The organism is Albibacterium profundi, assembly GCF_042159835.1.
GTDB classification, from domain to species: domain Bacteria; phylum Bacteroidota; class Bacteroidia; order Sphingobacteriales; family Sphingobacteriaceae; genus Albibacterium; species Albibacterium profundi.
Window position 1 is genome coordinate 467,405 of the sequence record NZ_JBBVGT010000003.1, and the last position, 21,485, is coordinate 488,889.

General features: G+C 42.6%; 13 protein-coding genes. All 13 read left to right on the forward strand.

Annotation, left to right across the window (positions count from 1 at the left end; all coding sequences use genetic code 11):
* The first annotated feature begins 10 nt into the window (after positions 1-10).
* The 13 genes from WKR92_RS13470 to WKR92_RS13530 all read left to right on the forward strand — a co-directional run bounded on the left by WKR92_RS13470 (position 11) and on the right by WKR92_RS13530 (position 21,436).
* Positions 11-1,519: a RagB/SusD family nutrient uptake outer membrane protein gene (locus WKR92_RS13470; RefSeq protein WP_375558359.1), complete on the forward strand. Its 1,509-nt coding sequence runs from the start codon at positions 11-13 to the stop codon at positions 1,517-1,519.
* Between the two features lie 11 nt (positions 1,520-1,530).
* Positions 1,531-2,667: a discoidin domain-containing protein gene (locus WKR92_RS13475; RefSeq protein WP_375558360.1), complete on the forward strand. Its 1,137-nt coding sequence runs from the start codon at positions 1,531-1,533 to the stop codon at positions 2,665-2,667.
* 13 nt (positions 2,668-2,680) lie between these two features.
* Positions 2,681-3,796, forward strand: a complete 1,116-nt coding sequence (locus WKR92_RS13480; protein ID WP_375558361.1) for a DUF5007 domain-containing protein — start codon at positions 2,681-2,683, stop codon at positions 3,794-3,796.
* An 18-nt stretch (positions 3,797-3,814) separates the two neighbouring features.
* Positions 3,815-6,952 (forward strand): SusC/RagA family TonB-linked outer membrane protein, encoded by a 3,138-nt coding sequence (locus WKR92_RS13485; RefSeq protein WP_375558362.1) that lies wholly within the window; start codon positions 3,815-3,817, stop codon positions 6,950-6,952.
* A gap of 12 nt (positions 6,953-6,964) precedes the next feature.
* The gene (locus WKR92_RS13490) at positions 6,965-8,512 is read left to right on the forward strand and encodes a RagB/SusD family nutrient uptake outer membrane protein (RefSeq protein WP_375558363.1); all 1,548 of its coding nucleotides are present in this window, start codon (positions 6,965-6,967) and stop codon (positions 8,510-8,512) included.
* Between the two features lie 19 nt (positions 8,513-8,531).
* Positions 8,532-9,254: a fasciclin domain-containing protein gene (locus WKR92_RS13495; RefSeq protein ID WP_375558364.1), complete on the forward strand. Its 723-nt coding sequence runs from the start codon at positions 8,532-8,534 to the stop codon at positions 9,252-9,254.
* 34 nt (positions 9,255-9,288) lie between these two features.
* A complete protein-coding gene (locus WKR92_RS13500) occupies positions 9,289-10,911 on the forward strand; it encodes a DUF5008 domain-containing protein (protein ID WP_375558365.1) in 1,623 nt (540 codons plus the stop codon).
* 25 nt (positions 10,912-10,936) lie between these two features.
* Complete coding sequence (locus tag WKR92_RS13505; RefSeq protein WP_375558366.1) at positions 10,937-12,658, forward strand: alkaline phosphatase family protein; 1,722 nt, start codon at positions 10,937-10,939, stop codon at positions 12,656-12,658.
* A 55-nt stretch (positions 12,659-12,713) separates the two neighbouring features.
* Positions 12,714-14,090 (forward strand): discoidin domain-containing protein, encoded by a 1,377-nt coding sequence (locus WKR92_RS13510; protein WP_375558367.1) that lies wholly within the window; start codon positions 12,714-12,716, stop codon positions 14,088-14,090.
* Between the two features lie 46 nt (positions 14,091-14,136).
* Positions 14,137-15,195 (forward strand): PKD domain-containing protein, encoded by a 1,059-nt coding sequence (locus WKR92_RS13515; protein WP_375558368.1) that lies wholly within the window; start codon positions 14,137-14,139, stop codon positions 15,193-15,195.
* A 2-nt stretch (positions 15,196-15,197) separates the two neighbouring features.
* Entirely contained in the window at positions 15,198-17,939 is a 2,742-nt protein-coding gene (locus WKR92_RS13520; RefSeq protein ID WP_375558369.1) for a TonB-dependent receptor plug domain-containing protein, read from the forward strand.
* 115 nt (positions 17,940-18,054) lie between these two features.
* Entirely contained in the window at positions 18,055-19,446 is a 1,392-nt protein-coding gene (locus WKR92_RS13525; protein ID WP_375558370.1) for a 3-keto-disaccharide hydrolase, read from the forward strand.
* Positions 19,447-19,471: 25 nt separating this feature from the next.
* Complete coding sequence (locus WKR92_RS13530) at positions 19,472-21,436, forward strand: c-type cytochrome (protein WP_375558371.1); 1,965 nt, start codon at positions 19,472-19,474, stop codon at positions 21,434-21,436.
* Positions 21,437-21,485 lie beyond the last annotated feature (49 nt).

Below are 21,485 nucleotides of genomic sequence, written 5' to 3' on the forward strand. Positions count from 1 at the left end.
AAAATAGCTTATGATGAAGAAAAAAATATTACTTGGGTTGTTTGTTGTATTCTCCTTTTTTGGTTGCGAGAAGATGCTCGATATTGATTCAACGCGCACAGTTTCTGAGGAGAATATGTGGAATAAGCTCGAAGATACGAGAGCGGCCCTCATGGGTGTCTATGGCTTAACGCAGACTGCGATGGCTGACCATAATGCCCATTGGCTCTATGGTGACGTTCGGGCAGGTGAGTTTGCCAGCCCGAACCGACAAGATTTAAAAGCAATAATCGACAATGATCTCAACGGTTCATACCCGTCGTTGGAAGCCCTGTCAAATTGGAGACGCTGGTTTGCGGTTGTTAATGCAGCTAATATTTTCTTGGAGCGAGTTCACGAAGTTAAGGAAGCTGATGAGCGCTATACGGATAACAACATGACCGTGGATATTGCACAAGCACGTTTTTTAAGAGCCTTTGCTTATTTCTACATGGTTCGTATTTGGGGCGATGTGCCTTTTATCACGTCTTCTTTTGATGGCGATTTCGTTAATCAACCACGGGAAGATAAAGATAGAATCCTTGCATGGGTAGAGCAGGAGATGGCAGCTGCGGCAGAGTTATTACCGTACCGCTACAGTGTAGGTGATGAGCAACAACAAGGAGACTATTACAATGAAACTTCCGGACGTTGGGATGGAGCTTTGGTTCGAAAGCTATCAGCATACGCGGTACTGGCACACGTAGCCGCTTGGCAAGGGAACTATCCAGATGTTGCGACCTATTCTAAATTTGTTACCGATAATTATGAACGAGCAGGTAATGGTTATATTTCCACAGCGAACCTAACGGATGCCAATGGCTTCTTCTATAACAAGAATATTAATCAGTTATTGGCTTTCAATTTCGACTGGGGACACGTGGCGGCGAGTTTTACCGGTCACATAGAAGAGCTAACTTTAGCAGAGCCCGTAGTCAATAAAAGCTTACCTGACCTCTATCTTCCTAAAGATTCAATCTTGAATATTTTTAATGAAATGGGTGACGAACGCTTTAGTTTGGATACACTGGGGAATCCGGGTGAAGAGCGCTATTTCGCCAACTTCAACGGGAAGTACCCTATCTTCAGTAAAATCAAAGTTATCATGGGCGGATCCTCCGATCCTTCCTTCCGCATCTTTTCAAGTGCTATTGTCTTCACTCGGCTTGAAGATGTTACCTTGCTACGTGCCGAAGCCTTGGCCGTGTTGGGAGAGAGAAATGCAGCAATCGAATATTTAAATGAAATTCGAGTTCGTAGAGGATTGGAAAACTATAGCGAAGAAGAGAATGGAAACTTAGTGGATGCTATTTTCCGTGAAAGGCAACGCGAGTTAATGGGTGAAGGACACCGTTGGTATGATCTGGTCCGCTATAATAAAATCCGTAGAAACAACGAAAAATATAATCAGCTGATTGCACAAGACGGGATTTACTGGCCAATATCACGGTCGATTCTCGCTCAGAACGATCAATTAGTTCAGAATTCATATTGGAAATAAATACGACACTTATGAAAATAGTACATTATATAGGCGGTTTCTTATTATTTGCAGGTGTGTTTATTTCATCCTGTACAAAAGACGGCGGGTATTATGAGCCTAAAGTCATAGAAAGAGACTTTCAGGGAAATGCGTACGAATACTTAAAAAGTAAACCCGGTGTTTATGACTCTTTGGTAAAGGTGATTGATCGACTTGGTATGCAATCAATTGTTCAGGATAGTAATATTACGCTATTCGCATTGACCAATCAAAGCTTTCAACTGGCTATTACCAACTTGAATAATCTTCGTCGATTGGCAGACCGACCTAACGAATATTTAGAAAGCGTTACCTACGAGCATTTGGATACAATGGTTACGCAGTATATCATGAGAGGGAAATATGTGAGCGACTCATTGCAGAAACAAGATGGTCTGCGTTTGTTAGGCGTTCGCTATGGTTATCCGATGCAGGCTCGTTTAGCAAAAACAACCTCATCAGGCTATGTTGATGGCGGGCCGGAAATTATTACGTTCAGTGATACCAAACGCAGTCAATTTGAACGCGACTGGGTAGTTACGTCAACAAGCTCGATCAATATTGAAACGGATAACGCGATTGTCCATGTGGTTGATCAGGATCATGTATTCGGATTTGACGACTTCGTGAGCCGTTTAACGTTTATCCCGCCACCACCGAATCTATTCCAAATCATAGGGGGCACAGCGTCCGTTTCTCGTGAGAACAGTGGTGGCCCGAACGCTATCGAAGCATCGCAGTTTGCCTTCGATGGTAACCCGGAAACGAAATTCCTACTTGGCGGCTTCAGCTCTGAATGGCTACAGTTTGAGTTGAATGAAGCAACAGTTGCTGATTCATATACGGTAACGTCAGCTAATGACTTCCCTGATCGTGACCCGATCGACTGGAATCTGCAGGCGTCCAATGATGGTGAAAATTGGGTAACGCTTGACTCTCGTTCAGCAGAGATATTTGACCAACGTTTCCAACAGAAGATATTCCATATATCCAATGAAGTGGCGTACAAATTCTACCGACTAAATATCACGCGAAGTAGAGGAGGCAGCTCAATGCAGATGGCAGATTGGAGTGTGAATAATACCACAATGGAGGATGCTCAAGCAAGTTTAACAATTAACGAATAAAGATACCATGCGAATGGAACATAGAGAAAAAATAAGAAGAAGGTTTCGATACGGTTCATCGACCATATGGAGTGGTGCTTTGGTGATGCTACTATTGGTGGGCTCATGTAAAGAGATTTATAACCTTCCTGAAGAAAAGGACTTTATAAGCGAAAATATCAACTATCAAAGTAAGATATTGGAACCTGTATTGGGTAGAACAAGCTTGCTGGGAAATATTTCAACCGATAATTCCACGCTACCATTGACCTTTGAAATTGTAAACCCACGATACGGTGATGGACGACCGGTCACTGACTTATTTCAGACCAGAGAGGTTTGGGTATGGGATGCTGCCTATGATGGATTGGAAACTAGTTTGGAAGAGATAGAAGCGAAACGCCATTTGGAAGAACGCCCATTATTTGAGGTTCGTGAGTCTGGTCAGTTCATCATGTGGGCAGCTTCCACGAATGAGCTGATTGAGCCAAGACCAACGGATAGCAGTAACCTGGTTCAGGATATCCGCTTTTTTGACTTGAAGATTACCAATACAGGTGGAGAGGTTCTATTGAAGGACTTTCAAGTCATTCCATGGAGAGAAAGACCTTATGAGCCATCAACGGATATCAACCCTTATACAGGTGAAGTGGCTCCCGATCCGTTAGATCCAGAAAACCCGAACAAGCGAGATTATATCAGGCCATGGCTTCGGAATGTGATTGGAGAAAGTACAGATCTCAGCTTGCGTAGTGATGACGAAAAGAAAGATGTGGTCGTTTATATCAGACCTTTTGAAGGAGGATCAGGGAAGAACCTACGATTTGTATTCCTTGACAAAGAAGGTAATCCAATGAACCCGGATCTGTTCAATGAGACGAAGTGGGATCAATTGGTACACGGCTTTAATATGGTAAAAACCGACGAATACGTGCAATACGATGTCGCTTACCCGATTCCCCTGGTAAATATTAACACGAGGTTTACGAATGGAAGTAATGCAAAGGTTGAATTCTCATATTCCAGAAAAGGTTTTGGCGGTAATTTAACGACGGCTGCCTTCGGACTTGATTTTAGAATATTTGAGCCGGGCGATTGGGAGATCGTATTCCATTTTAGAGGAGATAATCCAAAGTTTGAAGATGAATAATTGCAAAAAGTTCTTGCTATGAGAAGATATATATATATAATGTTATTAGCCGGCTTGGGCTTTTTGACGAAAGACTTGCAGGCTCAGAATCGAGTTGTGGTGAAGGGTATCGTCACCGATCAATCCAATTTAGCGATGCCTGGCGTTACGGTATTTTCGGGCACACCACTTACCGGTGTAGCCAGTACCAATACACGAGGTGAGTTTTCAGTCAACGTACCAAGCGGTGCTACATTGGTCTTTAAGTTTATAGGCTACCTAGATGAAACCGTGAAGCTTAATCCTGGCCAAACAAGCATATCAGTACGCATGAAAGAAGATGTCAGCGAGATGGAGGCCGTTGTGATTCGTGGTTATGTAAAACGATCGAAGGAATTGAGTACCGGTTCGTCATTTGGAATCAGCGGTGACGACTTACCCGAAGTTCCAACAGCAAATATTGAGTCCATGTTACAAGGGATGGTACCGGGGATGAACGTTCAAGTCAATACTGGTGCACCAGGTTTTCGTGGATCTAACCAGATTCGTGGTCTTTCAACGCTATCTGTTACCGGTTCTGGTAACTCGTCCTTCTTACAACCGACTTCCCCTTTATATGTAATTGATGGCGTGCCCATGGATGCAGATAGAGCTACAGAATTCGGTTTCCAACAACAAGGTCCGGGTGTGAGTCCGCTTTCCATGATTCCACAGGAAGATATAGAAAGCATTGAGATTCTAAAGGATGCACAAGCAACGTCTTTGTATGGATCCTTGGCAGCTTATGGGGTTATTATTATTACGACCAAACGAGGTAATTCTCCAATACCACGTGTTCGTTATACGCACAATACCTTTATGAAGACACCGCCTGCTTTGCGTGCAACGCTGGGTGGTAACTTGGAGCGCCAACTGAAAATCGAGCAAATTTTAGGAAACGCTTTAGATGAAGCAGATGTTCGCAGAATATCGTCAACCTGGTTTTTATCAGATAGTTTGAACCCTTATTGGAATAATTCGACTAACTGGCAGGATCTGTTCTATCGGACAACCTATAACCAAAGTCATAACCTGGCAATCGATGGTGGTAACCCGTCCTTCAATTATAAAGCCAACTTAGGTTATTTCTCGGAGAAGGGAATTATTCGAAATACGGGCTTTGATCGCTATACGGCCAATATGCGAATGGAATATAAACCGAATGATAAATTTAATTTTATTGGGCAGTTGACTGGAAACGTGGGTAAGCAAAATAAAGGGGATGGCGTGGGCCTATTGCAGACCGGCGTTGCTAATAATGGACTGGCATCTACTTTACTACCGGGGCCGTCATTCTTCCAAGCCTCAGGCGATTATGTTTCGGCTTTGCAGACAGTGAATGATAACAGCTCGCGCTTATTACGTTCCTATGTAGAAGCTGGATATAATTTTATTCCGGGTTTGAGAGCTTCTACTAGCTTGAGCTACGAATTTGTCTCAAAAATAGAAGATACCTTTACACCGGCTGCAGCTAACAATCAATTTGCGAGCGTATACGCTTTCAACGGTCGGGAGACACAGCTTTATAATCGTAACATTATCAACTATTCAAAGACCTTTAATGAGGACCATAATATTTTTATAAACGCGTTCAATGAATTTAGAATTGTAGGTAGGCAAAATGCGATTTCATTGCAGCAACGTACCCCGAATGATCAGTTCCAGGGACCTTTCGGTTTCGACGCGTATTTCTCGAGAGGTGGTGGGGTATTAACCAATTTTCAAGATGCAAGGGCGGCATCGTTTGCTCTAGCAGCGTCTTACGATTATAAAAAGAAATATGTATTGGATCTTTCGTATCGACTTGACGGTTCATCTGGTAACGGTTTTGATAATTTGTATTCGAAGAATCCCGCCATTGGATTTAGGTGGAACTTTGATAAAGAGCTGTTTTTACAGTCATTGGATTGGTTAGATTATGGGGCGGTGAGAATGAGTTGGGGTACCAATATTGTTCCTAATGGTACACTGGAACGTATCTATGGACGCTATAATATTACCGGTAATTATAACTCCATGCAGGGGATAGGCTTGGATTTTGGTCAGATTCCAAACCCGACCCTGAAACCAACCACAACCAGTCAGTATAACCTTGGTTTTGACGTAGGTTTGTTTAACGGTAAGTTTGAGCTGATTTACGATACCTATTATAAGAAGGTGGATAATATCTTGTTTGACCAATTCCTATCGAATACAGTGGGTTTTGGAAAGTTGGTAAGTAATGACGCTGGGATTGCTAACTATGGTCACGAGTTGTCTATTACACTCAGGCCCTTGGATCCAAGCAGAGCCGTGGGGCTAACGGTTACAGCGAATGCTGCCTATAACCAAGATATTCTGTTGAAGTTGCCAGCGCACTACGGAGGTCAGTTTATTCGTTTTGAAGGATCGAATGATCACCTACAACATAATGTGTATCGTGTCGGTACAGCTACCATGTCAAATTATTTACGTTTAAATGAAGGTGTTTATACCGATGACGCGGCAGTTCCAGTAGATCCGGTTACCGGCTTGCGTTATCGTACAAACAATGAGGAGTTCTTGGGTGGTGATCCTATATTCACTGACCTGAATGGCGATTATGTCTTGGATATTAACGATTATGCGAGAACGGGCAACACGCAGCCTCTATTTACAGGAGGTCTTTCAACCAATATTACCTATAAGAATTTTGGACTAAATATTTTTGCATCCTTTACGGCCAAGCGTACTATTTTAAATAATGCAATGGCACAGCGTTTAGATCTCATGCGTGATCCATTCGGTGACCGGGTGGTAGTGCCTTTGGATGATGTCGATATGTGGCGTCAGCCGGGCGATATCGCTAGGTATCCATACGCTTATGACTATACACGTTATGGCTCTATATTACCGTTCCGATTCGACCAAACGCTTTGGGCGGAAGATGGCTCTTATTTGAAAATTAATAGTGTTTCATTGTCTTATATGTTCGATAAGAGATTGATGCGTAGTATTGGGCTTGAAAATCTTAGGGTATATATATCCGCCGACAATTTAAAAACATTCTCTGGCTATAGCGGGCCGAATCCGGAAAACGTGACCAGTATGGGACGTGATATTTCGGAAGGTTATCCCGTGCCGAGGACCTATAATGTTGGTTTTAATATCGAATTTTAATCCAAAGCTGTCATGAAAAAAATAAAAATAGATATGAAGTTCTTAGGGTCTTTTATAGCCGTTCTGATGTTAGTCAGTGTTACTTCTTGTAAGGAATATTTGAACATCGAACCCAAAGACCGATTGACGGGAAATAACTTTTATCAATCGAAAGATGATGTAGAGGCCAATATGGCGAATATGTACAGCATGTTCTTTGACAAACTTAATGAAACTTGGGTGATTGGCGCGATAGGGGAAGCTCGATCTGGCGAGATTGTCGCATCTCCGGGTGCGAATAACTATAATTCACGTGTCATTGTTGAAGTATTGGGTAGAAATGAGTTGATCCGTGCCATGGATCCAAGCGCTCCTTGGGAGTGGTATCACATGGAAAGAATAACCAATTGGACGAGATATTATCAAGTGATTCAGACCGCCAATATCCTCATCGACAAGTTGAATGAAGGTATTCCGGGTCTCTCTCAAGAAGACACAAATCGCTATATAGCTGAAGCGGTGTTTTTGAGAAGCTTTACGTATTTCTGGATGGTTAGATTATATGGTGATGTAGTCTATTATACAGACCCGTACCACTCAGAAGCACTGCCTCGTGAAGATATGGTATCGGTTCTAAATAAGTGTATTGCCGATCTTGAGCCTCTTAAAAATGATATGCCCTGGACATTCTCGGATCCCGCTTTAAAGGGAGCACGTGCGAGTAGAGGCAGCATTGTCGCCTTGCTTATGAACATGAACATGTGGAATGCCGGATTCGACCGGGGTAATGCACAGAAGTATTATCAAGCGACCGCTGCCTTAGGTGCTGAGTTAATGGAGAGCAACTCCTATCGTTTGCTGCCACTTGACGAAGAAGGCTGGGCAAGGGTAACAAAAGGGCGTTCGGATGAAAGTCTGTTTGAGTTTTATAGAAGTATTAACTACGGTGATGCTAATGCGGCTCTTGCGCCTTTTGGTGATCACTTCTTACGCTGGCCGTATAAATTTCCGCGTTTTAATAATCAGATCAGTCACTGCTACTTCCGTTCTGAATATATGGAAAAGTTGTATCCCGAAAGTGTAGCCGATAAAAGAAGAGATTTTTGGTTTGAGGACATGTTGTCTAATAGCGGCCAATTTATCGCTAAGAAATTTGGATATAACGTTTATGCATCTGGTAATGAGGACAAGAACCCGGATAACACTTTTATGATTTTCCGTTATGCCGGAGCTATATTGCTGCGTGCCGAAGCACTAGCAGAACTTGGAAGAGATGCGGAGGCTAAAGCGGTAGTAGATGTGGTAAGGGAGCGTGCGGAAGCAACTTTATACGATGGGCCTGGCGGTCAGCACTTGAAGGATTTTATATTCTTGGAAAGAGCGCGGGAATTAATAGGTGAAGGTCACCGCTATTTTGACCTAATAAGAACACGCCGTATTTTGAGTTCGATGTGGGCATATAAGCCGCTGAATCAAGATCAATACAATAGACGGGCGTGGACTTGGCCGATTGATCAAAGCGCAAGGGTAAATAACCCGTTTATGACCTTGAACGAATATTGGTTAACAACTGGTTTGTAAATATTTAATTCATTTTGAAATGAGAATATCAATATTAAAAAGATTAACAACTTTAATGGCATGTGTGCTGTTGTTGACAACCGCATGCAGTAAAGATGATTACTATGTGGACGGTGGCTTAGCGAATCCAATATTCGAGGGAAGTGTGATGGATTATCTAGACTCGAAACCAATGCAATTTGATACCATTGCGCAGATCGTTAGGCTGGGTGGATTAGAAGAGATGTTTCAAACAGGTGAGTTTACCTTCTTTGCACCAAGCGATGAGGATATTAAAGATCTGATTGGCGCCTTGGATCGAGGAGGGGTAAACCAGCAGTTATATGTTTTAGGAAGGGATACTATCGTAACTCTTGCTGACGTGGATTCAATTATTTGGAGGCGGTATTTGCTCAGACATATGTTTACTGGGAAAAATAAATTGATGGATTATCCACAGATAGATTACAATCTGCTTAATATTTATCCAGGACAGAATTATTATGCGCTTAGTGGTGAGGTATCAAATATAGGCGTCGTGTATAATGATGCTGGCGGAATAAAATATATGGGATACCGACAATTGCATATATCCTATATCCCCGATGTGTCATTCCCTACATCATGGATTACCGTTCGGGTTGCATCTTCGGATATAGAGCCTAACAATGGGATTGTCCACGCCTTAGATTACACAAATGGATCATTTGGTTTCCGACAGGGTGATGTTGTGCACGATATTTTAGAAAGTAAACGTAATTAGGGTTAAAGAAATTAATGTTATAGCGAATTGCATTATGAAGATATTAAAAACACTATTTAAATTGACTATTGTGATGGTTCTGCCACTCATGGTCGTTAGCTGCCGGGAAAAGGAGCAAGAGTTTAGCGAGCCTTACGGAGAAGGTAAGGCGCCTTTAGGAATTAAAATCGATGCAAGCCAAACGCCAGTTCCTGAAAGCGGATTGCCGGGAACGGAAGTAACTTTTAAAGTTACCGGCTTAGTCCCATATCAGGATGAGATGATATTTCGAATTAGCGGAGAAGAGGCTGAAGTCTTGTCGGTGACGGATAGCGAGGTGAAGGTAAAAGTGCCAGACTATGCAAGTACGGGCGTCGTTTCTATCTCCGTAGGCGAGGTCGTGGTATTTGGACCTAGATTTACAGTAACCGGCTTGATTAAGCTTGACCCGACCTTTCAGGCAACGAGGGGAGCGAATGGTACGGTTGCACATATATTGAATACAGATGACGGGAAACAGATTCTTGTCGGTGGTTTTACGAATTATGATAATAAAGGGATTATTAGACCGATCAACCGAATTGTTAGAATCTTTCCTGATGGTACCTATGACGCAAGTCTGCGTACCGGCAAAGGTGCGAATGGTTTTCTAAATTCGGTTGTTCAGTATAACAATAAGTTCTATATCGCCGGTGCATTTGGGGGCTACGGACAGCGTGGGGATAATATCAGTAACATCACGATGCTGAATAATAATGGAAGCATTGATACCATGGGTGTTGAACCCTATCGCAGACCAGATCAGACGGATACAACGAAGTACTATCCAACCTTTAATGGTGGATTTAATTCATCCGTGGACAAGATGTATCTGCAGGATGGGAAGCTATTGGTAACAGGTAATTTCAGATACTATGTTACCCGTACCTATGATCAACCGAATCGTTTGGAAGTACGAGATACCGTGATCTTGGATAGTACGCAAGTTCGACAAATTGCGCGCTTGAACCCTGACGGCACGCTGGATAAAACCTATCGATTTAACGAAGGTACTAATTCCAGTCCGGACGCCGGTAATGGTTCTATCAACACCTACCTTCATACGGAAGGTGAATTGAAGGATAAACTCTTAGTTTTCGGATCCTTTTCGACATTCGACGGAGCGAACAAACGCTATGTGACTCGCTTAAATGCAGATGGCACGATTGATGAAACTTTTAATGCAGGTGGTGAAGGGCCAGACTATCATGTAGGATCAGGCTCATATAATCCGGAAACGGGGAAATATCTTCTTACCGGAAGCTTTAGGACCTACAATGGAGTCGCTAGTGAACAGATCGTTCTCTTAAATGCCGATGGTACCGTCGATGAATCATTTAAGCCGAAATTGATTACAGGAGGTTACATCCAACAGGCTAGACAGCTCAGTGATGGTAAAATAGTAGTATCTGGTTATTTCAAAAGCTATGGAGGCGTATACCGTGATGGCTTTATGATTCTGGAAAGCAATGGAGATTTAGCTCCGGGCTATAATGCTACAGGCGCATTTTCCGGATCATTGTGGGATATAATCGAAACTGAGTCTGAAGATGGCAAAAGAGCTCTTTTATTGATCGGAAGTTTCTGGCAATTCGACGGATTGCCGGCTAACAATATAATTCGTGTAACCATCGAATAGGTTAAACAGCTAAATAGAAAATCAAATGATGATGAACGCTAAAAAATATAGATTAATAGGTCGAGGAGCCGTGATGTTACTTGCTGTTTTCCTGACGGCTTGTCAACAAGAATTCGAAAAGGTAATTCCTGATCGTGATTATGGTCAGGATACGGTGGATGTTACGTTTGGTGCGCCTAAGGTATTGTATATTATCGTGGATGGTGCACGTGGCGAATCGGTACGAACCGCTGGGGCGACTAACATAGATGCTTTATTACCAAGTAGTATTTATTCCTTTGTTTCAATAAGTGATCCGGAGGTTCAACAAACGGGTACGAACTGGGCTGATATGTTGACCGGAGTTCAAAAAGACAAGCATGGTATTGTCGGAAATGATTTCGATGACAGTAATCTGGATGCTTTTCCATTGATTACTGAAAGAATTAAAGCAGCGAATGAAGAAAGTGGAACGGAACTGTTCACATCCTCCGCTTTATTTCAAAGTAATTTCAGTGCGGGCGTAGATGTTAGTGAGGTGTTGAGCAACGATGCTGCAGTTAAGGACGCTGCCGTGGCGAGCTTGAGTAGTGATGACGCAACGTTGATTACCGCTCATTTTACTGGGGTAGACAAGGTTGGGGCGCAGTTTGGTTATGACAATTCAGTGCCTGAGTATAAAGAGGCGATCCTCACCTTTGATGGCTATGTAGGAGAACTTCTAGCAGCGCTAGAAAGCAGGGAGTCTTACGATGAAGAGAATTGGCTAGTCGTTATCGCTTCCAGTGAAGGTGGCTATTTTGAAATTCCAGAGGATGAAAATGATAATACCGTTTTTAGTAATCCGGATGTAAATACATTCGTAATCTTCTATGCGGATAAATACCAAACTCGATTTATCGGAAAGCCATTTTTAGGTAGCAAGTTCCAAGGGGATTTTGTTAGATTCCAAGGCCAAAAATATGCCGAAGTAACAGCGGGCGACAACTCGATTTATAACTTAGGAGATGAAGCCTTTACGATTGAGCTTAAGGTTAAGAAAAATCCAGGCCCTGATAATAATTATAAATTCTACTATCCAGCTGTCCTTGGAAAAAGACCGGAATGGTCGTCTGGCTGGGCTTCTAACGGTTGGGTTGTGTTCTTAGAAGATAATTTTTGGATGTTTAATGCACGTGGTACTGGTGACGGAAATCAGGTGCGAGGTGGGACACTTGCTGATGCGACATGGAATAGCTTGACGGTAGTGGGTGTAATCAGAGATAACGAGCGATTTGTACGAACTTATACCAATGGTGTCTTTAATAATGAAACCAACGTTCAAGGTTGGGGAAACTTCGATAATGATGCCATATTAAGAATGGGCTATATCAATGGTTCGGGTCATGGCGAGCCGGACGTATATATATCGGATGTTCGGATTTGGAAAGCTGCTTTGCCAGATGATGTCATTGAACAATACTCATGTAATATCGGTGTTGATGAAGATCATCCATACTACGATGCACTTGCAGGTTACTGGCCTGTTATCGGTAGCGGAGATGACGGTATTATACGTGACGAGGGGCCGCTTGGAAGTCACATGACTTTAAGAGGCGATGATTTTGATTGGGATCGACTTTCTGAGTATATCTGTGCACCATCGGCTGAGAACCTAGGTGAACTAGTTCCGAGAAATGTTGACATACCTGCACAAATTTATAGCTGGTTGAGAATATCCAGACAGGAGAGTTGGCAATTAGATGGACGGGTTTGGCTTGATAGATAATACCATGTATAGAGGAAGATAGAAGAAAAACATCATTATAAATCGACCATAGATTATGAGAAAGATATTTAAATATAAAATGTATATGTTCTTTGTCCTTGCGGTAGGCCTAGCGGCTTGTAAGGATCACGATCTGGAGGATTTCGCTATTGAGCAAACAGCTCCCTCAGCGGTTTCTGCAGGGGACGTAGTAGGTGACATTGTCAAATCGAACGAGCGTATTACGGTTCCTATTCAAGTTACCTTGTCAACTCCGGCAACCAAAGCTTTTCAAGTTGGTGTTGCCTTGAATGTCGATACGGTAGAGCAGTTGGTTGAGGATAATGTACTGACCGGAACAGCAGTTCTTCCAGCGAATGCAGTAGAATTGCCTAATGTTGTAAAAGTAGCCTACGGTGCTAGTACGGCATCTTTTGACGTTTCAATAAGCGTGACGGCGATTGAGAAATATTATGGACAAGCTATCGCTTTTGCCTTTAATTTGGTAGATCCAGGCAAAGGCAATCATGTTGGTTCCGAAGGCTCTGGCCTTGTTGTGCTGAATACCGAGGACTTGCTGAATGAAAGCGAAATTCATTATGTTTCATTTACAAATGGTGGAGGAGAAATTCTCGAAGCCAGAAACCGTCAAAATTATACAGTTACATCAGCTGGGTTGACCATTCCGTTGGGCGTGACGCTAGCGGGCGTGCCGAGTAAATCCTTTACGGTTAAATCGACGGTTAATACTGATACCATTGCACAGCTGAAATCCGAAGGTATTTTGCCTGACAATGTAATTGCTTTACAACCAGGAGAGTATGATTTGGATGAACTTCATACGATCGGTAGTAACTTAAGTTCTGGTCCTTTAACTGTTAATGTCCCATGGTCTGTAATTGAATCGAATATGGACCATACCTTAGCTCTATCGGTTGTATTGGAAGATCCATCTCGACATATTCTTGATTATGAAAAGAATACGACCGTGATCTTAATTCATCCAAACCTGGTTGTTGAGGTGGATGTTACGAATGATGGAATCTACAGCGTTAGCCGAGATAATGGCGGTGGTCCAGAAGCAGGTGAAGGATCATTGAAACTCATCGACAATAACTACAATTCTAAATTTTTACAAGGGGACTTTATAGGGGATCTTTGGATGCAGTTAGTTTATGATGAACCGCAACTTATCGGTGCTTATACATTTACGTCTGGAAACGATGCCCCTGGCCGTGACCCGAAAAACTGGTATCTGGAGGCTTCCAACGATGGTGAAAATTGGGTGACGATTGATGAACGTTCTGACGAAACCTTTCCTACACGATTAGAAACCAGACGGTTTGAGATCGCAACACCGGTTGCTTATACGCATTTCCGTATGAATATAACAGAAAACGGTGATAGCAACTTATTCCAAATGACAGAATGGAGAATGATTAGAGTGCCATAAGCTTGACACGTCTGAAAATAAAAGATTACGATTAAAAGAAAATAAGATGAAAAATAGGAGTTCTTTTTTAATGCTATTTGTACTGTTGGGAGTTCTTTTTCAGGGCTGTAAAAGTGAAGATCCACCAGTACCTGAGCCAGAGGTGCCAAAACCGACGGCAGCCTTCACTTTTGAGCAAGTAGAAGAAAGTGACCCATTTACTTTCCATTTCGAGAATCAATCTAAAGATTATGAGATTGTACGTTGGGAGTTTGGTGATGATAGTAGCTCTCTAGACGTTTCGCCTACCCATACCTTTTTGAAAACAGGAGAGTTCACTGTTAAAATGAACACGCAGAATAGTCAAGGTTATTGGGCACAGAAAGAAGTAGTTATTGATATATCTCCTGATAGCGTGTTGATTATCAATACGGAACTACAAGAGGATGGAAGTCTTAATTTAAGCTTAAGCTCTAATATCGAGACAGACTCTTTGTTCTGGTATAAAGGTATTGGTACGGCTGCAGAGCTCATTCATCAAGGGCCGGTTGCCAATATAGAGGTGGCAAGTGGGCAGTTTCAAGACTATACGCTACGTGTAAAGACACCAAAAGGGTCCATTGCTGAGATATCCAAGTTATTAACTGATATAGGTATTGTCCGAGATGTCACCGACGCTGGAAACCTTTCTGTCTCTCGGGACAACAACGGTGGCCCGGAAGCTGGTGAAGGTTCATTAAAGCTTGTTGACAATAATACCAATACGAAATTTCTTCAATTTGATTATGTTGGGGATCTATGGTACCAATTAGAGTATTTCCAACCACAGGTTATTGGCGCTTATACGTTTACATCAGCTAACGACGCCCAACAACGTGATCCTAAGAATTGGACATTACAGGCATCGAATGATGGAGAGGAATGGGTTGTATTAGATACTCGTACAGACGAGGTGTTTGAAGACCGTTTTATGACAAGAATCTTTACATTTGACAACACGGAGGCCTATTTATTCTACCGAGTGTATGTAACAGAAGTTGGTTCCGGCGGGTTATTCCAGTTAGCGGAATGGAGAATGCTTCAGCTACCTCAAGAAACAACAACGGGCGAAACGACAAGCGAATAGGAATGAAAAAATCTGCTCTATTATATCTGTTTTTTCTGTTGGCTCTTCCAGTTGTAAGTTTCTCGCAGACAACAGTTGAGCAGATTTTAAATCCTCTCGAACGTTGGGCGGAGCGATATCCCCAGGAAAAGGTTCATCTCCATTTGGATCGACCGTATTATACTTCTGGTGATACGATTTGGCTGAAAGCCTATGTTATGGTCGGCGGGAGACATAAGCTATCGGCCGTCAGCGGCGCGGTATATGTCGATCTCATTAGTGATACAGATTCACTAACCGCAGCATTAAAGCTGCCTGTAATGGCTGGCTTAGCTTTTGGAAATATCGATTTGCCAGCAGATTTAAGACCGGGAAACTATCGATTAAGAGCATATACACAATGGATGCGGAACGGGGATCCGGCCTATTTTTATGAACATCCTTTTGTCATTGGTAGTATATCTGAAGAGAAAACGAAATCTGAAATATCATTCGCCTTTGATAGAGAAAGCTCGAATCCACGTCTTACCGCTACGATTAATTATTTAGATGAAAGCTCACAACCCCTTGCGGATGAGCGTATATTCTATCAAGTCAGAACATCAAACGAAATTGTTCTTACTGACAATGTAAAGACAGACGAGAACGGGAGTATCCAGATCGAGGTAAAAACTTCTGCATTAGATGATGAGGATGTTGATTTGAACAGCCTATACATATTAAGCGAAGTAGAGCTTGAGAAGAATCAGTGGGATAGGCAAATTTTTCCAGTCAAATACAAAGGTTATGAAACTGATGTACAGTTCTTTCCCGAAAGCGGGAATCTAGTTGCCGGTTTACCTGTCCGAGTCGCATTTAAAGCCATCGGTACAGATGGGCTCGGAGTAGATATTAAGGGTACGATTAAGGATTCGAAAGGTAATGCGGTTACTGAATTTCAAAGCCAACATTTGGGAATGGGAACTTTTAACATAACGCCTCTCGCAGGGGAATCTTATCAAGCTACGATCCAGTTGACCGACGGGAGCAGCTTTACAGCTGATCTGCCTGAAGTGGCTACGGAAGGCTACGTACTCAATATTTTCCCACAGGGTGACAGTGATACGTTGGTCGTGCGTATCTTAGCTGCAGATCAGAGTTTTGGACCCGTCAACATGGTAGCACAGAATAATGGCGAAGTATTATTCGCGGGCGGTTTCGATATTAGTAAGAATCTAAATACCCTACGGCTGCCAGTAGCCGACTTTCCACTTGGTATTACGCAGTTTACTTTGTTCGATGCGAAAGGCAAACCCGTGAATGAACGATTGGTGTTTATTGATAAATTTGATGAATTTTCAGTAGAAACCGTGTTAGACAAAGAAACCTATCAGCCGCGGGAGTTAACAAAATTATCGTTAAAGTCGCTTAATACAGGAGGTGAACCCGTAAGGGGCCGTTTTTCAGTTTCAGTTGTAAACGAAGACGATACGCCTTTCGATCCAGATATGGAAAGTACCATATATTCCGAGTTGTTGCTAAAGTCTGAACTTTCAGGATATATCGAGAAACCTAATTACTACTTTAGGAACATCGATACTAAAAAAAGAGATCATTTAGATGTTTTGATGCTAACCCAAGGTTACCGCAAGTTTATCTGGGAGGATTTATTCGAAGATGAAGTTGAGCCCATTGAATTCCCTCCAGAAGAGCTTACAACGACAATTAGTGGGCGATTGCAAACACTGTTAGGTAAACCTGTTGCCAATGGTACAGTGATACTGAATTCCTTTGCGGCTCAAGTGACCTTAGATACAATTACCGATGCGGATGGTAATTTTTCATTCGACAATTTGCTGCTTACAGATAGTATCCGCTTTTCAGTTCAAGGGCTCTCTGCAAAAGGAAAAGACAATGTCGAAATCCTGCTGGACGGTATACCAGGCATGCGGATTACGCCAACACGCAATCGCGGTGACTATATGATTGATCCTCAAGATTCTTTAAAGATATACCTTGAACGGGTTAAAGAAAAAGACGATGCTCTTTCAAGTTTGGGATTAGAAAGTAGAGTCATCCACTTGGAGACAGTGACCGTTACCAAACAGTCGAGTATTCGGGGCTCCAATAATTTAAATCCTTCAGGTAGAGCCGACCAAACAATTTCTGGGAATGAATTGAAGGCTTGCCCCACTTTGCGTTCTTGTTTAGAAGGGCGCTTGCGGGGTGTCAGATTTGTATCGGAACAAACCAACGTCGGCCCCGTAAGCTTTCCTATAAATACACGTGGAGGCGGTAGGATGCTCGTAGCTATTGATGGACGCCCCCTAGAGGCAGGTAGCGAAAGTGGTTTAATGGACATTGCAGGGGTTTTCGATCAGAATATGATTGATCCGGCAAGTATCTTAAATATACAGGTATTGCGTTCTCCATCGTTGCTCGCCATGTATGGCCCTAGTGGCTCTAACGGTGTTATTCTGATCAACACAACCGGTTGGACTCCAGGACAGCGGACCGTCTATAATATTAAAACGTTTGCCCCACAAGGATTTAGCAACGTCCGTAAATTCTATTCTCCAAAATATGGTGTCAGCGATTTGCTAGACACCAAAGCAGATACAAGAACGACCATTTATTGGAATCCCGTCGTGCAGACTGAGACATCTGGAGACACCATGTTAGAGTATTATAACGCTACTGAAGGGTCGTACCGCGTGGTGATTGAAGGGGTAGCTATTGATGGAGGTATCACCAGAAAGGTTATTCGGTATGATGTTGGAAATTAACTGCTTACAATCTATTGTATTTTTCTGTCACAAAAAAGTTATAGAGTCAATATTGCTTTGCTAAAACGTTTTAATATTTTTATCAAAATTTGAGAATAATTATTTAACCAATTTCATGTTGAAAAGAAAAAACTACTTAGGCCTTTTAGGCGTTGGTATCGGATTATGGACACTCAGCGCCGGCTTCAGTGCGCACGAGTATGCTAGCGACCCGATTACCTTACAAGATTTATCCGCTTTTAATGATCCTGGGAAAAGCTGGCAGATTGCTGGGAATGTTTATAGCGACATTTCTGAAAAAAATGCACTGTCTGTTACGAGCGGATCTGGAATTTTAGCTAACAGTCCGTCCCGCAGAGTGAAGGGCGAGGATTTATTTACGAAAGCCGAGCTTGGAGATATCGAGTTAGAACTAGACTATCTTCTTCCAAGTAATGGTAATTCAGGTATTTACCTCCAGGGTCGATATGAGATTCAACTCTTCGATTCTTGGCAGGAAGACCATATCACATCGGCTAGTAACGGAGGTGTTTACAAAGTGGCACCCCCAAGGGTCAATGCAAGTAAAGCACCGGGTCTTTGGCAAAACGTAAAAATAGGCTTTCAAGCCCCTCGCTTTGACGCTAGTGGAAATAAGACAGAGAACGCACGATTACTTTACGTTGTATTGAATGGAGTTCTTGTACAGGAAAACCTTGAATTAGCAGGTCCTACTCAAGGTGCTGTTAGTCAAGACGAGGTAGCGAAAGCGCCTTTACGAATTCAAGGCGATCATGGTGCCGTTGCCTTCAGAAATATCTCTATTAAGGAACTTGACGTTAAAGAGCAGGCTAAACAAAATAACAATGCTAAAGATCCAATTTTATTGGACGCTCCGGTAACGACTATCTTACGGAGTTTTATGAATTTGGATAATGGTGAAAAATCGGTGCACGCCGTTTCAGTCGGCAGTCCGGAAGATGTGCATTATACCTATGATATGGATTATGGTGCATTGGTTCAAGTATGGCGCGGTGACTTTTTGAATACGACTCCTATGTGGGATGGAAGAGGAAACGGAACATCAGTGCCACGTGGTACAGTTCAACGTTTTGGGAAACCAGCACTAAGTCTTGCTAAATTGGCTGACAAGCAAAGTGCTTGGCCGGTAGACACAGCTGGAACACAATTCCGTCAAAAAGGATACGCAGTTAATTCCGATAATCAACCAACATTTAAGTATCTGATATACGGTACTGAGGTTGATGATTTTATCCAAGCCAGAACGGATGGTAAAGGTTTTAACCGGACGATCCGTGTTGTTAATGCAGACGGTTTATCATTGCGCTTGGCAACTGCATCAAAAATCGAAGAAACATCTCGCGGAAGCTATATCATCGGCGACAAAGAGTATTATTTGAATTTAAAAGATGCTAAGTCGAACAAGGCTTATATCCGCGATATCAATGGAACACAAGAATTAATTGTTCCCGTTCAAGGCGAAATCAGCTATACTATTTTATTTTAAGTAAACGCAGATCACTAGAAAAGACATGACTAAGAAATTATCTATACATTATATATTAGCGGTTCTTACTTTCCTGATGATAGGAAGTGTGCCGCTCTTTGCACAAGAAACCCCCAAAGAAGAGGATTTCTACAAAATACTGAAGGTGCCTGCGCCGGAGGGAGTTCTGTTAGAAGTAGGAGGACTTGTTACCATGCCGAATGGAGATTTGGCTGTTTCAACACGTCGTGGTGACGTTTTCATCGTAGAGAACCCCACAAGTTCTCAGCCTTATTTTAGAAAATTTGCATCGGGACTACATGAAATCCTTGGCTTAGCCTATAAAGATGGTGCTCTTTACTGTGCACAACGTGGTGAGCTAACGAAATTAATTGATACCGACTTTGACGGTAAAGCGGATGTTTATGAAACCATCTATGCTTGGCCGATTTCAGGACACTATCATGAATACAGTTTTGGACCAAAAATCGGTCCTGACGGTTCATTCTTTGTTACCGGCAACGTTGCTTTTGGCGACGAAGAATGGTGGAGAGGTGAGAGTCGTGTGCCTTGGAGAGGGTGGACCATGCAGATCTTTGAAGATGGAACGATGAAACCATGGGCAACCGGAATGCGTTCACCAGCTGGACCGGGTTTTCTTTATGGAGAACTATTCTATACTGAAAATCAGGGAGACTGGATTGGTTCCGGCGGATTATGGCACTTACCAAAAGGTGCATGGACAGGACATGCTGCTGGTTTAGTATGGACGGATCTACCGAATTCACCGCTTAAAGTAACACAAGAGGATCTTTTTAATTTGGTTGATGAAAGACGAATAAGAAATGCTGAAGGAAGAGCTGTTAAGCCAGAGAATATTATTCACGAAACTGACTTTAAAACAATGGCTGATGTGAAGAAACATATTCCTGAACTGCAGTTACCAGCCGTTTGGTTGCCACATGGTATTTTAGGAATATCGACTTCAGAACCAACGGTTATTCCGGAAGGGAGTTTCGGGCCTTTTGAAGGACAAGTATTGGTGGGAGATCAAGGTATGAGTATGATCAACCGTATTTTCTTGGAGAAGGTAAATGGTGAATATCAAGGAGCTGCTATTGCTTTCCGCAGTGGTTTTCGTTCAGGTGTCCTTCGTATGGCATGGGCCGAAGATGGATCTCTTTTCGTAGGGGAGACCAACCGTGGCTGGGGCTCTGCAGGTGATGCAAACGAAGGCTTGCAGCGTTTGGTATATGATGTTGAAGAGATGCCTTTCGAAATGAAGGCTGTACGTGCTATGCCTGATGGATTTGAAATTGAATTTACATTGCCTGTAGATGCAAAATCAGCAGAAGATATCGCATCGTATTCGTTGGAAACACATACCTATAAATATAACTCCGTATACGGTAGCCCTCCCGTAAATCAGGAGACAGCGAAAATCAAAGGTGTGAAATTATCAGACGATGGTATGCGTGTTCGTATCGTCACGGATGATTTGAGAAAACACTATGTTCATACCCTTCGTTTAGATGGTGTACGTTCTAAAGATCGTTTTTATTCTTTGGTTCATCCTACAGCATATTATACGCTTCATAATATTCCTTCGGGTGATAAATTGGCAATGGGCGAGCTTTCAACGAAAGATTCATCTATTCCTCCGGTAGTAGAAAAGAAAGAAGCACCAGCGAAGACGCCAGCGAAAAAAGCTACTGCGTCTACAGGAACTCCTGCGAAGCAGGTAGCTGCTAAAGCACCTACTTATGATGAGGTTAAAGGTTTGTTAAGCCGCCACACCTGTGTCGCTTGCCACAATCCGGACAAGAGACAAGTGGGACCATCGTATAAGGAAATTGCAAAGAAAAATTATACAGTTGAAGAGATGGTTAAGCTGATCATCACTCCTCAACCAGCTAATTGGCCTGGTTATGCTACGGAGATGCCTCCGATGTCGCATGTTCCAAAAAAGGATATCGAAAAGATTGCAGCCTGGATCACATCTTTAAATTAAAAGAAAATTCTTGATGATCGCTGGGGCCGTTGACCCAAGCGCTATCATT